This is a genomic window from Nocardia sp. NPDC127526 (assembly GCF_042672265.1).
In the GTDB taxonomy this organism is placed as follows: domain Bacteria; phylum Actinomycetota; class Actinomycetes; order Mycobacteriales; family Mycobacteriaceae; genus Nocardia.
Window position 1 is genome coordinate 305486 of sequence record NZ_JBHXVO010000002.1, and the last position, 13669, is coordinate 319154.

At 70.0% G+C, this 13669-nt stretch carries 14 protein-coding genes; 7 read left to right on the top strand and 7 right to left on the bottom strand.

Annotated features, from left to right (window positions below; translation table 11 throughout):
• Positions 1-2: 2 nt before the first annotated feature.
• Positions 3-1721: an S-methyl-5-thioribose-1-phosphate isomerase gene (gene mtnA / locus ACFVIV_RS04565; RefSeq protein ID WP_379193389.1), complete on the bottom strand. Its 1719-nt coding sequence runs from the start codon at positions 1719-1721 to the stop codon at positions 3-5.
• Between the two features lie 235 nt (positions 1722-1956).
• Here mtnA and ACFVIV_RS04570 point away from each other — a divergent pair, with 235 nt between their 5' ends.
• Together ACFVIV_RS04570 and ACFVIV_RS04575 are read left to right on the top strand one after the other, a co-directional pair.
• The gene (locus ACFVIV_RS04570; RefSeq protein ID WP_379193390.1) at positions 1957-2238 is read left to right on the top strand and encodes a hypothetical protein; all 282 of its coding nucleotides are present in this window, start codon (positions 1957-1959) and stop codon (positions 2236-2238) included.
• Positions 2235-2648 (top strand): hypothetical protein, encoded by a 414-nt coding sequence (locus tag ACFVIV_RS04575; RefSeq protein ID WP_379193391.1) that lies wholly within the window; start codon positions 2235-2237, stop codon positions 2646-2648. Before ACFVIV_RS04570 ends, ACFVIV_RS04575 begins: the two co-directional genes overlap by 4 nt.
• A 67-nt stretch (positions 2649-2715) precedes the next feature.
• On the opposite strand, the gene ACFVIV_RS04580 is transcribed toward ACFVIV_RS04575, so the two are convergent.
• Positions 2716-3960 (bottom strand): KasA/KasB family beta-ketoacyl-ACP synthase, encoded by a 1245-nt coding sequence (locus ACFVIV_RS04580; RefSeq protein ID WP_379193392.1) that lies wholly within the window; start codon positions 3958-3960, stop codon positions 2716-2718.
• Positions 3961-4000: 40 nt separating this feature from the next.
• On the opposite strand from ACFVIV_RS04580, the gene ACFVIV_RS04585 reads away from it, so the two are divergent.
• From ACFVIV_RS04585 to ACFVIV_RS04600, 4 genes are all read left to right on the top strand, one after another.
• A complete protein-coding gene (locus tag ACFVIV_RS04585) occupies positions 4001-4567 on the top strand; it encodes a TetR/AcrR family transcriptional regulator (RefSeq protein ID WP_379193393.1) in 567 nt (188 codons plus the stop codon).
• Between the two features lie 260 nt (positions 4568-4827).
• Positions 4828-5706, top strand: a complete 879-nt coding sequence (locus ACFVIV_RS04590; RefSeq protein ID WP_379193394.1) for an ABC transporter ATP-binding protein — start codon at positions 4828-4830, stop codon at positions 5704-5706.
• Positions 5703-6905: an ABC transporter permease gene (locus ACFVIV_RS04595; protein ID WP_379193395.1), complete on the top strand. Its 1203-nt coding sequence runs from the start codon at positions 5703-5705 to the stop codon at positions 6903-6905. The genes ACFVIV_RS04590 and ACFVIV_RS04595 overlap by 4 nt, the downstream gene beginning before the upstream one ends.
• A gap of 75 nt (positions 6906-6980) precedes the next feature.
• Entirely contained in the window at positions 6981-8240 is a 1260-nt protein-coding gene (locus ACFVIV_RS04600; RefSeq protein WP_379193396.1) for an MFS transporter, read from the top strand.
• Between the two features lie 130 nt (positions 8241-8370).
• Here the strand turns inward: ACFVIV_RS04600 and ACFVIV_RS04605 are convergent, their stop codons facing one another.
• Genes ACFVIV_RS04605 through ACFVIV_RS04615 form a run of 3 tightly spaced genes read right to left on the bottom strand, consistent with a single transcriptional unit; the run spans position 8371 to position 11894 of the window.
• Positions 8371-8742: a hypothetical protein gene (locus tag ACFVIV_RS04605; protein WP_379193397.1), complete on the bottom strand. Its 372-nt coding sequence runs from the start codon at positions 8740-8742 to the stop codon at positions 8371-8373.
• Positions 8743-8754: 12 nt separating this feature from the next.
• Positions 8755-9258, bottom strand: a complete 504-nt coding sequence (locus ACFVIV_RS04610; protein ID WP_379193398.1) for a hypothetical protein — start codon at positions 9256-9258, stop codon at positions 8755-8757.
• Positions 9258-11894, bottom strand: coding sequence for a PEP/pyruvate-binding domain-containing protein (locus tag ACFVIV_RS04615; RefSeq protein ID WP_379193399.1), 2637 nt, complete (start codon positions 11892-11894; stop codon positions 9258-9260). Before ACFVIV_RS04615 ends, ACFVIV_RS04610 begins: the two co-directional genes overlap by 1 nt.
• Before the next feature lie 167 nt (positions 11895-12061).
• On the opposite strand from ACFVIV_RS04615, the gene ACFVIV_RS04620 reads away from it, so the two are divergent.
• Positions 12062-12511, top strand: a complete 450-nt coding sequence (locus ACFVIV_RS04620; RefSeq protein WP_379193400.1) for an SRPBCC family protein — start codon at positions 12062-12064, stop codon at positions 12509-12511.
• A 49-nt stretch (positions 12512-12560) separates the two neighbouring features.
• On the opposite strand, the gene ACFVIV_RS04625 is transcribed toward ACFVIV_RS04620, so the two are convergent.
• Together ACFVIV_RS04625 and ACFVIV_RS04630 are read right to left on the bottom strand one after the other, a co-directional pair.
• Entirely contained in the window at positions 12561-12785 is a 225-nt protein-coding gene (locus tag ACFVIV_RS04625; RefSeq protein ID WP_379193401.1) for a hypothetical protein, read from the bottom strand.
• A gap of 35 nt (positions 12786-12820) precedes the next feature.
• Entirely contained in the window at positions 12821-13597 is a 777-nt protein-coding gene (locus ACFVIV_RS04630) for an HNH endonuclease family protein (protein WP_379193402.1), read from the bottom strand.
• Between the last annotated feature and the right edge of the window lie 72 nt (positions 13598-13669).

The window sequence follows — 13669 nt, forward strand, 5'->3', positions numbered from 1 at the left end:
AACTAATTGTCGCCCACCGGAATCTCACGGTGTCCGGTCAATGTGGTCAGCTCGCACATCGCCTCGAGGCATTCGGCGCGGTCGCGCGCCTGCGCCAGATCGGCGCCCCAGGCGGTGATGCCGTGCCCGGCGATGAACAGCACGGGCGGGGCATCGGGATGCTCGGTCAGGTATTTCTCGATGTCCGCACCGATGCGCGGCACCTCGGCGTGGTTGGGGAACACCGGAATATCGATGGCGTCGGGGCGTTGTCCGCCCAGGCCCTTGATCAGCTCGTAGCCGGCGAAGCGCACGGTCCGCACCGCCGCGCCGCCCGCGCCGATCGACAGCGCCGTCGCGTGCGGCGGATGCACGTGCACCACCGCGCCCGCCGCGCGCACCCGGTACACGGCGGTGTGGATGGTCGTCTCCGCCGAGGGCCGCTTGCCGCCCGCGGTGACAGGCGTCGAATCCGCGACGGCGACGGTCACCGTGTCGGTCTCGGTGAGTTCGCCCTTGGACAGTCCGCTCGCCGTGATCACGGCCGAATCGCCTTGGCGCACCGAGATATTGCCCGCGGTGCCGGGCATCCACCCGTTGGCGTAGAGCCCGCGTGCGATATCGGCGATCTCCCGCCCGGCGCGCAGGGCGGCGTCCGCCTCGGCCAGTCGCAGGACACGTTCCATGGCGGTGAGCACCTCGTCGGAGGCCGTGCCGACGCCGCCATCCCCGGCGGCGCGGGCGCCGGCCGGGTCGGTGAGCACGCCGTGCTCGGTGACGACAGCGGTCACCAGCTCCGGCGGGGTCACGTCGAAGGCGGGGTTGAAGGTGCGCGTGCCCTCGGGAGCCGTTGTCACCCCGCCGAATCCGGTGACCTCCGCGGCGGCGCGCTGCTCCACCACGATGTCGCCGCCGCGGGCGGTGGCGATGTCGCGGGTGGATTCGGGGGCGACGACGATGAACGGAATCCCGTGCCGCTTGGCGGCGATGGCCAGCATGTAGGTGCCGATCTTGTTGGCGACCGACCCGTCGGCGGTGATCCGGTCCGCGCCCACGATGACCGCGTCCACCTCTTCGGTGGCCATGGCCCACGCGGCGGCGGAATCGATGGTGAGCCGGTGCGGGATACCGGCTTCGGCCATTTCCCAGGCGGTCAGGCGCGCGCCCTGCAACAGCGGGCGGGTCTCGTCCACGATCACCTCGGCCAGGGCGTCGCGCTGATGCAGCACGCGCAGCGCGCCGATGGCGGTGCCCCACGCGGTGGTGGCGAGGCGGCCGGTATTGCAGTGGGTGAGCAGCCGCAGCGGACGATCCCCGCACAGCTGCTGCAGCAGATCGGCGGCATGGGTGGCGGCGGCCAGGTTGACGCGGCCGTCCTCGGCCTGCATCTCCTGCGCCTCGGCGAGTACGGCGGCCACGCCCTCGGGCAGTTTGGCCAGGGCGCGCTGCACGCCCCACGCCAGGTTCACCGCGGTCGGGCGGGCATCGGCAATGCGCGTCGCCTCCGATGCCACGGCCGCGGCGTCCACGACCCCGTCGGTGGTGTGTGCGAGCGCCGCGATCACCACGCCGAAGGCCCCGGACACGCCGATCGCGGGCGCGCCCCGAATGGCCAGGGATTGGATGGCCTCGATGAGTTCGTCGACCGTCGTGATCCGTAACTGTCGCAATTCCTGCGGCAGCACCCGCTGATCGATCGTGACCAGGGCCCCGTCGACCCACTCGATCGAACTCTGATCCATCTAGATGTGACCCCTCGGCTGGCGTATGTCGGCGCGCCCGCCGACTGCGGACGCACGCTCACCGTATCGAACCAGGATCCCCGCGTGACCGGTAGGTTTCGGATCAAGCGAATCCGAAACGCCCGGATCGGGCCGCGGGCGGGTCCCGGTCTCCGCGCTGGGCGCGGGTCCCGGTCTCCGGGATGCCCGCGGTGTCCTCTCCCGGCGCCCGCCCATACCCGACTACGATCTCGGTATGGCGAGAGAACGGCGCACCCGCAAGATCACCGTATCGGTGCCCGAGGAAATCGCCGCCACCCTGGATGATTGGCGGCGCAAGGGCCGGATCGAATCGGTGTCCGCGTTCGTCGCGGAATCGGTGAAGGCCCGCGTCGACCGCGCCGAATCGCTGGCCCGCATCGAGCAGATCTTCGGCGGCCGCCCACCCCTGGACCTGATCAATCGCGCCCGCGCCGTGCAGGGTCTGCCCCCTTTACCTGAGGAGGATGCCGCCGGCGACCACGCCGGCGCGGCATGACCTCCCCCGGCGCGACCCTCGGTGGCGTCGTCTTCGATACGGCCGCTCTCACCGCGTGGGCGCATCGCGTGGCCTATGTGCAGTCGGTGGTCTGGGCGACCGCCGATGCCGGGCACACCATCATCATTCCGGCCACCACGCTCGCCGCCGCCCGCGCGCTGATCTCGCCCGGCCGCCACGACATTCTCTCGGTGCTGCTGGATCTGCCCAATACGGTGATCCAGCCGCTCGATCGGCCCGCCAGCGATCACCTCGGCGCGGCCCTGGCCGACCGGCCCGACGCCGATGCGCTCATTCCCGCCGGGCACGCCACCATCGAGGCGGTCAGCCGCGATTGGCCGTGTCTGACCGATCGCCCGGATACTTTGCGCAAGCTCGATCCGCGCGTGCAGACCGATATCTTGCCCTGATCCGCGCACCAAGGCCGCCCGGATCAGGCGCGGGCCGGTGTCCAATCAGGCGCGGGCCGGCGCTCGATCAGGCGCGGGCGAGCGCCAATGTGACGTTGTGGCCGCCGAATCCGAAGGAATTGCTCAGCGCGTATTCCAGGCGCTGGCGGCGCGGGCGGTCGGCGACGACATCCAATTCGACGTCCTCGTCGAGCTTTTCGAAGTTGAGGGTGGGCGGCACGAGTTGTTCGCGCAGGGTGCGCAGGGTGAGGATGGCTTCCAAAGCGCCGACCGCGCCGATGGAATGGCCCAGCGCCGATTTCGGCGCGTAGACCGAGGCGTGCGGGGTGACCGACATGATGGCCTTGGCTTCGGAGGCATCGCCGATCGGGGTGGAGGCCGCGTGCGCGTTGATGTGGTGAATGTCGGCGGATTCCAGGCCCGCGGTGGCGATCGCCTTGCGCATGGCCCGGGCCGCGCCTTCACCGTCGGGAGCGGTGCCGGTGATGTGGTAGCCGTCGGAGGTGATGCCCGCGCCGAGGACGCGGCCCTCGATGGCGGCGCCGCGGGCGCGGGCGTGCTGTTCGGATTCCAGGACCAGCAGTGCGCCGCCCTCGCCGAAGACGAAGCCGTCGCGGTCACGGTCGAAAGGCCGTGACGCGCGGGCGGGTTCGTCGTTGCGGGTGCTGAGCGCGCGCATCATGGCGAAACTGGCGATCGGGACCGCGTCCATGTGCCCCTCGACGCCGCCCGCCACCACGACGTCCGCCTCGCCGGTGACAATGAGTCGCCAGGCGTGCGCGATCGCCTCGGTGCCGGACGCGCACGCCGAGATCGGTGCGTACACACCGGCTTTGGCGCCGAGTTCGAGGCCGATGGTGGCTGCCGACCCATTGGGCATGACCATCGGGACGGTCAGCGGCGGCACCTTGCGGTACCCGCCCGCGCGCATGACGTCCACCGCGTGCACCAGCGAATCACCGCCGCCCAGACCGGTGCCGATCACCACCGCCAGTCGTTCCGGATCCACCTCGGGCGCACCCGCGGTCTGCCACACCTGCCGCCCCAGGACCAGGGCCAGCTGCTGCACGAACGACAGCCGCCGCTGCTCGATCCGGGTCAACTGCTCCCCCGGCTGCGCGGTCAGCCGCCCGCCGATGCGCACCGGCAGCTCGTATTCGTTCACGAAATCGTCGGTGAGCGCGGCGATTCCGCTCTCCCCCGCGAGCAGCCGCGCCCAGGTGCCCTCCAGGTCCGGCGCGAGGCAGGTGGTGGCGGCCATGCCGGTGACGACAACGCGACGGGCAGTTTCTGAAGCAGTTGTTACACCCATGCCGTCAAGGAATACCTGTAGCACCCGCTACAGTCAACTCGTGCCCCGCCCACTCGACCACGCGCGACGCGCCGAACTGCTCGACGGCGTCATCGCCTACATCGCCGACCACTGCCTCGCCGAGGTCTCACTGCGCCCGCTGGCCGACTACCTGGGCACCAGCTCCCGCATGCTCATCCACTACTTCGGCACCAAAGAAGCCATGATGGTCGCCGCACTCGAAACCCACCGCCCCGACATCGGCGCCCTGTTCGCGAACGTGGACTCGCTGGACACCCTGCGGACACGGCTGCTCGAATCCTTCACCCTGAACACCACCGGCGACGGCGCCGCCAGCCTGCGCGTACTGCTGCAAGTCCTGGGCGCGGCCACCGTTCCGGACAGTCCGCTGCGCCCCTTCGCCACCCAGGCCATCGAGGCCGTCGTGACTCCGCTGGCCGAGTCCCTGCGGCGCATCGAACCCCGCCTGGACGATCCGGAGTCGGCGGCGACCCTGCTGGTCTCGGGAATGCGCGGCCTGATCCAGGATTGGTGGATCACCGGCGACACCGCACGAGTGGAACGCGCCGTGCGCAAACTGGTGGATGGCGCCGTCGCCCGAAACTGACAGGCACGCCGCTCCCTCGGCCGAGGCGTCGGCCGCGACCGCGCAGCGACAGGGAGCTGTCCGAACCGTGGCCGCAGCAGGTCTCGTTGTGTGCGCTGCTGCCCCTTCCAGCACCCGGGCGCCACGCACACCGCTCGGTCCGCCGGGCCCGGTCCACCGGTTAACGCTGACCCGCGCGCCGCGTTGAGTGCTCGCCGCCTCCACCGTGCGGTGGCCGATTGTCGGTAGCGTGTTTCTCGGACCGTGGAGAGGGGAGCTCGATGTTGGAAGTCGCGCATTTGGTGCGCCGGTTCGGGGAGCACGTGGCGGTGGACGATGTGTCGTTCGCGGTGGCGCCCGGGGCGTTGACCGGGTTCGTGGGCGGTAATGGCGCGGGGAAGACCACGACCATGCGGATGATCATGGGTGTGCTGGCCGTGCACGGCGGTGAGGTGCGCTGGGATGGGCGGGCCGTGACGGCGGCGGATCGGCGGTCGTTCGGGTATATGCCCGAGGAGCGGGGTCTGTATCCCAAGCAGCCGGTGGTCGATCAGCTGGTGTATCTGGCGCGGCTGCGGGGCATGTCCGCGGCGGCGGCGCGGGCGCGCGCGGATGAGCTGTTGCGGCGGTTCGATCTCAGCGGGCGGGGCAAGGACAAGTTGGAATCGCTGTCGCTGGGCAATCAGCAGCGGGTGCAGATCGCGGCCGCCATGATCGCCGAGCCCGCGGCGCTGATCCTCGACGAACCGTTCTCGGGGCTGGATCCGGTGGCGGTGGACTCGATGGCGGAGCTGTTGAGAGAGTATGCCGCACAAGGTGTTCCGGTGCTGTTCTCCTCCCATCAGCTCGATCTGGTGGAGCGATTGTGCGATGAGCTGGTGATTCTCGCCGCCGGCAAGGTGGTCGGGCAGGGCTCGGTCGAGGAACTGCGCGCCGGCAGTGCCCTGCGTTACCGGCTGGTGCTCGGCGGTGATCCGGCCTGGCTCAACGGATTCGCGGGGGTGCGAGTGCTCGAGACCAATGGCGCGCGGGCGGTAGTGGAACTCGCCGGCGCGAGCACCGACGACCTGCTGCGCGCGGCGCTCGAACGCGGTTCGGTGCGCGAGCTGGCCGAGGTGCGTCCCTCCGTGGCCGAGATCTATCGAGAGGTGACGGCATGACCGAGTCGAGTTCCCCCGCAACCGACGCCGCGCCCGGCGGGGTGTGGCGCATTGTCGCCCAGCGCGAGATCGCGGTGAAGCTGCGCGACCGCAACTTCCTCATCTCCACCGCCATCACCATCGTGGCCATTGTCGCCTCGCTGGCGTTGAGCGGGTTCATCGGCAGCCGCACCGAGACCATCGAGGTCGCGGTGGCGGGCACGAATGCCGGGCAGGTCATCGCCACCGCGGACACGCTCGCCGACAGCGCCGGCAAGAACATCGATTTCACCGCCCACGAGGTCGCCGACACCGCCGCCGCCGAACAGCAGGTCCGCGACGAAACCGTCGATATCGGCCTGGCGCCGGACGAATTCGGGTGGCGGCTCATCGGCCGCTCCGCCGAGAACACCGATGCGGCCACCTATATCACCGCGGCGGCCCAGCAGCTCGCCATGCGGCAGAACGCCGCCGCGGCGGGCACGTCGCTCGAGCAGCTCGCCCGAGGCGGCGCCGTCACCTACGACCTGCTCGACAAGGCCGCGGTCGATCCGGGCCTGGCCAAGGTCGTCGCCTTCGTCTTCGCGTTCCTGTTCTACCTGGCCTCGGTGCTGTTCGGCATGGCCATCGCCCAGAGCGTCATCGAGGAGAAGCAGAACCGCATCGTCGAAATCCTGGCCAGCGCGATCCCCTTGCGCCAGCTGCTGATCGGCAAGGTCGCCGGCAATACCGTCATGGCCTTCGGCCAGCTGGTCCTGTTCGTCGCCGCCGGCCTCATCGGCCTGGCCGCCACCGGCCGCGGCGATCAGATCACCCAGATCGGCAGCGCCGCAGGCTGGTTCGTGGTCTTCTTCGTCGTCGGCTTCCTGGCCCTCGCCAGCCTCTGGGCCGTCGCCGGCGCCCTGGCCACCCGCAATGAGGACCTGCAATCCACCGCCACTCCCCTGTCCATGTTCATCATGCTGGTCCTGTTCGCCGGCATCTTCCTCACCGGCACCGCCCGCGTCGTCGCCTCCTACGTGCCCATCGTCTCCATCGTCTCCATGCCCGCCCGCCTCGCCGACGGCACCGCCGCCTGGTGGGAGCCCCTCATCGCCTTGGCGATCATGGCCCTGGCGACCTACGCCGTCGTCGTGGTGGCGGAGAAGATCTACCGCCGCTCGCTCATGCAAACCCAGGGCCGCCTGACCATGAGACAGGCGCTGGCTGTAGAAGATTGAGAGTGAAACAGCAACGACCGGGAACTGGTGGCGGCCGCTTCTCGCACAATGCCGCCACCAGTTCCCGGTGATCGCATGACCAGCTCACGCACGGCCGGATTGGGCCGGGAGTTCGGGTGGTTGTGGGCCTCCTACGCGGTCAGCACCTTCGGGACCCGGCTCGCCTTCGACGCGTTCCCGCTGATCGCCATTCTGGTGTTGCACGCGGGCGCGGCCCAGGTCTCGGCTCTGGCGGCGGCGGGGCTCGCGGTCGGTGCGGTGATCGCGGTGCCGCTGGGCGCCTGGGTCGAATTCCGTCGCAAACGGCCGATCATGATCGGCGCGGACCTCTTCCGCCTGCTGGCGCTGCTGTCGGTGCCCGCCGCCTATGTCCTCGACCGATTGAGTTACCCGCACCTGATCGTGGTCGCGATCCTGGTCGCGGCCGCCAATATCGTCTTCACCGCGGCCAGCGGCGCTTATCTCAAAACGCTTGTCCGGCAGGAGGATCTGCTGGTCGCCAATGGCCGGTTCGAATCCACCCTCTGGACCGCGACGGCACTGGGCCCGCCCCTGGGCACCACCGCCATCGGCCTGTTCGGCCCCGTCATCACCGTGATCCTCGACGCCGCAAGCTATCTCCTGTCCGCCCTGGGCCTGCGCGCCATCCGCCGCCCCGAAACCGCCCCCGCCCGCACCACCTCCCGCCCGACCCTCCCCGAGATCGCCGAGGGCTGGCGCTTTATCCTCCACCACCCCCACCTGCGCCCGTTGTTCTTCAACACCGTCCTGGTCAGCGCCCTGATCATGGCCACCGCGCCGCTGTGCGCCATCGTGTTCCTGCGCGATCTCGGCTTCGCCCCATGGCAATACGGCCTGGCCTTCGGCCTGCCCTGCCTCGGCGGCCTGCTCGGCGCGCGCCTGTCTCGGCCCCTCGTCGCCCGCTACGGCCAATCTCGCGTCGTGCGCATCGCGGGAATCGTCCGGGTGCCCTGGCTCGTGGCCCTGGCCTTCACCCCGCCTCCGCCCTGGGGCCTGATCTTCGTCATCGCAGTCGAATTCGCCCTGATCACCTGCATGGGCGTCTTCACCCCCGTCTTCGCCACCCATCGTCTGCAGCACACCCCGCCCGATCGCGCCGCTCGCGTCCTGTCGGCCTGGTCCATCACCAGCAATGCCACCGTGGCCGCGTTGACCGCCTGCTGGGGTCTGCTGGCCGCCGCGGTCGGCACCCGCCCCGCGATAGCGATCGCCGGCGTCCTGATCCTCGCCACGCCATTTCTGCTCCCCCGCAAGCAGGTTTTGATGCGAGCGAGCACCGACACGGCACCGGCACCCGTCCCTGCTCCCCGCTGAAGAATGGGCGAGTGGGTCCATGGCCGTCACCCGCCGGTGTGCTCGACATCGATCAGGTGACCGCCGATTCCGTGGCCGTCACCCGCCGGTGCGCTCGACGCCGACCACGTGACCGCCGATTCCGTGGCCGTCACCCGCCGGTGCGCTCGGCACCGATCAGGTGGCCGCTGATTCCGTCGGCGGTGAGGTCGCGCAGGCAGCCGAGCAGGCGGCGTTCGGTGTGGGTGCCGAGGGCGGGTTCGACTGTGACGGACCAGAGTCCGTCGTGTTCGACCGGCCCGGCGGTGAGGCGGACGTGGTTGACGTGGCTGCGGCATTCTTGCCACAGCTTCACGGCGGGATCCGGGTCGGTGGAACCGTCGCGCGCTTGCGCGTCGAAGGTGACCACGGTGCGGCTGCCGGGCCTGCCGGTGTCGGTGTGGAACTTCATGGCATCCGACATGGCGCCCACACCCACGACGACGAGGACGGCGAGGATCAGCGCCAGGAGGGCGGCGCGCATGCCGGGCACCTCCTATCGCACGAGTGGGCCGCGCAGCAGTCGCGTGCCATCGTCGACGGGAGCCAGAAATCCGTTGGCGGGCAGCTGCAGTCGGTCCAGGCCGGAGATGATGCGCTGGTCCACCGCGGGTCCGGCGGTGACGCGCGCGACCCGTTCGACCACCCAGGCGATTCCGGTGAGCAGGACACCGCCCGCCAGCAGGACCGGCACGAAGACCGTCATCCGGTCCGGGCGGCTCGCCAGCCAGTCGAAGGTGACGCGCGAGCGCGGTGCGGCCGCCCGCACGATGCGTGCGGGCGAATGCCGATCACCGCCACCCTCGTCCAACCGGGCCTGCACGGTACGCAGCCGGTTGGTGAGCAGCATGGCCACCAGCGCCACCTCCGCCGCGATGAACAAGGTGGCCGACAGGATCGCCCGATTCCATTCCCACCGGTACAGATAGACGAAAACGTAGGTTCCGGTGGCGATCACGGTGCCCAGTGCGAGCAACACTCCGATTCGGCGAGCCATCATCACAGTCCTCCTTCGCTCTCGGGAACGATCCGCACCTCACCGGTACGCCCGTCGACCTCCACCAGCGCCCCATCGGGCAGCCGCCGCGTCGCCTCGGGAAACCCGACCACGGTCGGCACCTTGTGCTCGCGCGCCAGAATCGCGAGATGGCTGAGCGGACTACCGGTCTCGGCCACCAGCCCGCCGAGCCCCGGCACCACCGCCGCCAACCGCGGATCCAAATGCCGGACCACCAGCACCGACCCGAGCGGCGGCCGATCCCCCATGTGCACGATCCCGCGCCCATTGCCCCCACCGGCCCCGACACCCTGCCGCACGGCGGAACCGGACCGCACCGTCGCCACCGGCACCCCCTCCGCACTCAACCGGAACGCCGTCGGCAGCGAGACCGCCTCCGCCCCACGCCGATCCGCGAGATCAACGGGCACCCTCCACCGCAGCACCGCAGCCCGCAATTCCACCAGCCGCAGCAAAGCCACATCCCCCGCCCGCTCCACCACCCCCCGATCCACCAGCCGCCTGCCGAGCTCCCCAGCCGCCCGCGCCCCGAGCTCCTGCACCCACCGCGCCCGCAGCCGCAGCGCTTCCCGCAGCACCGCCAGCTCACTGAATCCGTCCGACCGCCCAGTCTCGTCGAAGCCGGCTCGCAACGACTCGGACCCGGTCTGTCCCAACGGCCCCACCGCATCCGCTGCGCTGACCACCGGCTCGCCACCCGCGTCGCCGACTGATTCCGATGTTCGGCCACCGCCACGCTTGCCGACGCCAGCCAGTCCCGGGCTCGGTCTCCGGTCCGGGTAGTCCGACGCTGCCTCGTCCGAGGACCGCGGCGGGCGCGCACCGAAGAGACCCGCTGTACTGGCGATCTCACGGTCAGCCGCGCCGGCGATCTCACCGTTTGCCGCCCTGCGGAACTCACCATCGGCCGCGCTAGCGCTCCCACCGTTGACCGCCTTGGGGAACTCGCTGTCAGCCGCGCCGGCGATCTCACCGTTGGTCGCGCTGGCGATCTCACTGTTGGCTGCGCTGGGGTTCTTGCTGTCGGCCGCGCTGGCCATTTCTCTCTCGGCCATGCTGGCGATCCCACTGTTGGCCGCGCTGGAGATCTCGCCGTCGGGCGCGTTGGCGATCTCACCATCCGGCGGGCTGATGTACCCACCGCCAGGGTTCGTGGCGATCTTCCCCTCGGCCACGGTGACCGCGTCGGAGCCGATGCGGGGCGGGGTCAGGGCGAGCAGGACCGGGTATTCCTCGATCATGCGGTGGGTGGGGGTTTGGGCGGCGCGGGCCTCGGCGAGGGCGGTCAGGGCCGCGGCGGCGGCGGTGGGGGCGGGGCGGGGGTCGCGGTTGAGCATGCCGGCCAGGGCCTCGTAGCCGTGCAGGCTGGTGAGGGCGGTTGTGGTGTGGTGCAACAGGTCCAGGAGGGTGTCGTTGGAGAGGTCTTGGAGGGGTGGGACTTCGGCCAGGTCGGCGTCGACGCGTTCGCAGACGCGGCGGCTCAGTTCCGGGAGGGCCGCGGTGAGGCGGCCGACGCGGACGGCGGCGGACAGCCGGCGCGCGGCGGGGCGGGGGTCCAACCAGCGCAGTGGTCCAGCGCGGCGGATTACGCCCAGTGCCTGGAGATCTGCGACGGCGAAACCGGCGACGGGGCGGGCGATCGGGGTGCGGAGCCGGCGGGGCGAGGCGGTGCCGGATAGTTCCAAGGCCGCACGGAGGCCCTGGTCGAGCGGGGTCAGCCAGAGGTCTTGTTCGAGTGGGGCGAGCGGGTCGGGGAAGGTTTCGGCCAGTGGGCCGGGGCCGAGGATCGGGCCTTCGCCGGGACCGTGCAGTGCGGTGATCGGGCGGGCTTGCAGCAGGATCGGGCGGCCGCCGGTGTCGATGGCCCATTCGATGTCGAGCGGGCCGCCGAAGACCGCCTCGGCGCGCACGGCCATGCGGACGATTCTGCGGCGCAACTGCTTCGGGAGTTCCTCGCCCTCGGCGGTGAGGACGCGGCGCACGCGGGCGCCACGGGTGATAGTCGCGGTCCACCCGGCGTCGATGCCGCCGACGACCGCGGCGGGCCCGCCCTGGACGGCGGTGAGCACCATGCGGTCGCGCCGCCCGCTGACCGGGTCGGCGGTGAAAAGGACTCCGCCCCAGGCGGCCCGGAGGAACGGCTGGACCAGCACCGCCATGTTCGCCGCCGCGCGGGGCACCAGGGCGCCGGGCATGTCCTCGGGTACACCGGTCAGCGCCAAGGGCCCGTCGAGCCCGGATCCGGCGGTGGTGGCCGACGCGTTCAAGGCCGACGCGCGGACTTCGGCGACGGCGGTGCGGAAGTTCTCCCAGCCGCGCACGCCCAGCACGGAAGTGAACAGCCCGGCCATGGAATGCTCGGCGCCGTCCTCGGCCACCGAGGACGAGCGCACCACCAGCGGGCGCAGGCCGTGCCGGGTCAGGCGCAGCCATTCGGATTCGGGTGGTTTGCCGAGATCGGGCCAGGCGGTGGTGAGCACGAACCCATCGAGCACGGGGATGCCGTGTGCTCGCGCGCGGGCCAGGGCGGCCGCTTTCGCGCCGGTGAGGGCGGAATCGTGGGCCCGCGGATCACGCAGGGAGACGACTCCGGGTTGCTGAGTGGCGGTGAGCGTCATCGAAACACTGCCTTACAGAAGCGATTTCCCTATCTGGAGAGATTCCCTCCGCGTAACTTCGAGTGTTCACCTCGGATTCAGGTGGTGTCAAGAACGTCCGTTCGTCTTGAGATGACGAGTGAGTCACAGGATGCGGCCATAGAACACGTTTCAGTATTGTGTCCGCCATGGCTTTCGTTCTCGATTATCGCGTCGATATCGACGCCCCCGCGGAGCTGGTGTGGCAGGTGCTCACCGACCTCGGCAGCTACGGGGAGTGGAACCCCTTCGTGGCGTCCTGCTCGTCCACCCTGGAACCGGGCGCGCCCATCGATATGCGGGTGCGGCTGATCGGCTCGAAACCCAAGGCGCAGCGGGAGTTCATCCACTCGCACACGCCGGGTAAGGAATTCAGCTACCGCATGAAGCCGATCCCGGGCCTGTTGCGCAGCGAGCGCTCGCACACCCTGACCCCGCTCAGCGACGGCCGCACCCGCTACGATTCGCACTTCCAGCTCGACGGACCGCTCAGCGTCGTGGTCAGCACGCTGCTCGGCTCGGCGCTGCGACGCGGCTTCGACGGCATGACGACCGCGGTCAAGCGGCGCGCGGAAACCCTGCGGGCCGCGGCACACTGAGCCTCGGCCCCGCACAGGCGCACCGAGCGCCGGGCAGGCGCACCGCGTGTCAGGCCTCGAACGGGATGGTGTTCCCGGCGGCGTCGCGCTGGCCCTGCACGGCGGTGACGGCCGCCGCCAGGTCCTCGACCGAGGACCAGCGCAGCGGCGGCCGGTCCTCGAGATTGCCGATGGTGTACCAGGTGTCGGTATCGCGATAGCGGACCAGGCCGGTGCCGTCGGCGTCGACGGCGATATCGAGCTCGCCCGACACCGTCCCTTCCTCCCGGGTCATGACGGCGGTTTCGGTGAGAAGCTCGATGACGTCGATTATTTGAACCCTCCTTGCGCGATGCAGTCATCGACCGCGGTACGCAGTGCGGCTTGCTCATCGGAATCAACGGACAGACCGTATTTTATCTTGACCTTGATGTAGCGGTCGATATAGCCACACCGGAAGGCGCCCGGCGGCAGATAGTGCGCCGCGTCCTGATCACCCTTGGACCGGTTGGGCGTGGGGTCGGACGCGACGAGGTTGATCGCGTCGTTGGCGATGCGCCGGCGGGTGTCCTCGTCCATCTTGGCGGCGCCCGAGCGCCAGGCCTCGGCGAGCGCGACAATATGCTCCGCGTCCACGCTCGACGGGTCGGTAATGAACTTGTAGGGCTTGAGCTGTCCGGTCTTCGGATCCAGCACGCCGTACTGGTCGCGCCAGCCGCCGTCCTTGCCGACCTTCAGATCGCAGGTCTTGGCGTCGAGGGTGACCGCGCCTTCGGCATCGCGCAGCATCATCACCTCGCGGGTGGTGCACTTGGCGTACTGCACGTACTCCGGGCCGAAGCCGTGCTCGGATTTATTGGTGTCCCAGTGCGGGAACTTCTCGCGGCTGTAGCCGGTCATCGCCAGTTCCTGCGCGACAACCAGTTTCGACAGCGAGGCGGTGACCTCGCTGCCGACCGCGGCGGGGGTCCCGCCGGAGGGCCCGGCCGGTTGACCGTCGCCGCCGCCCCGCTGTTCTAGGACGACGTAGACGATGATCAAGGCCAGGGTCAGGCAGAGCCCGGCGATGGTGGACAGTCCTCGGCGTGACGGCTTCTTCTGCAACATATCCCGACCACCATCACAATCCACTACCTCAAACAGCAAGCCGCACGGTCGGTTCGGAGACGGGTCTCACAC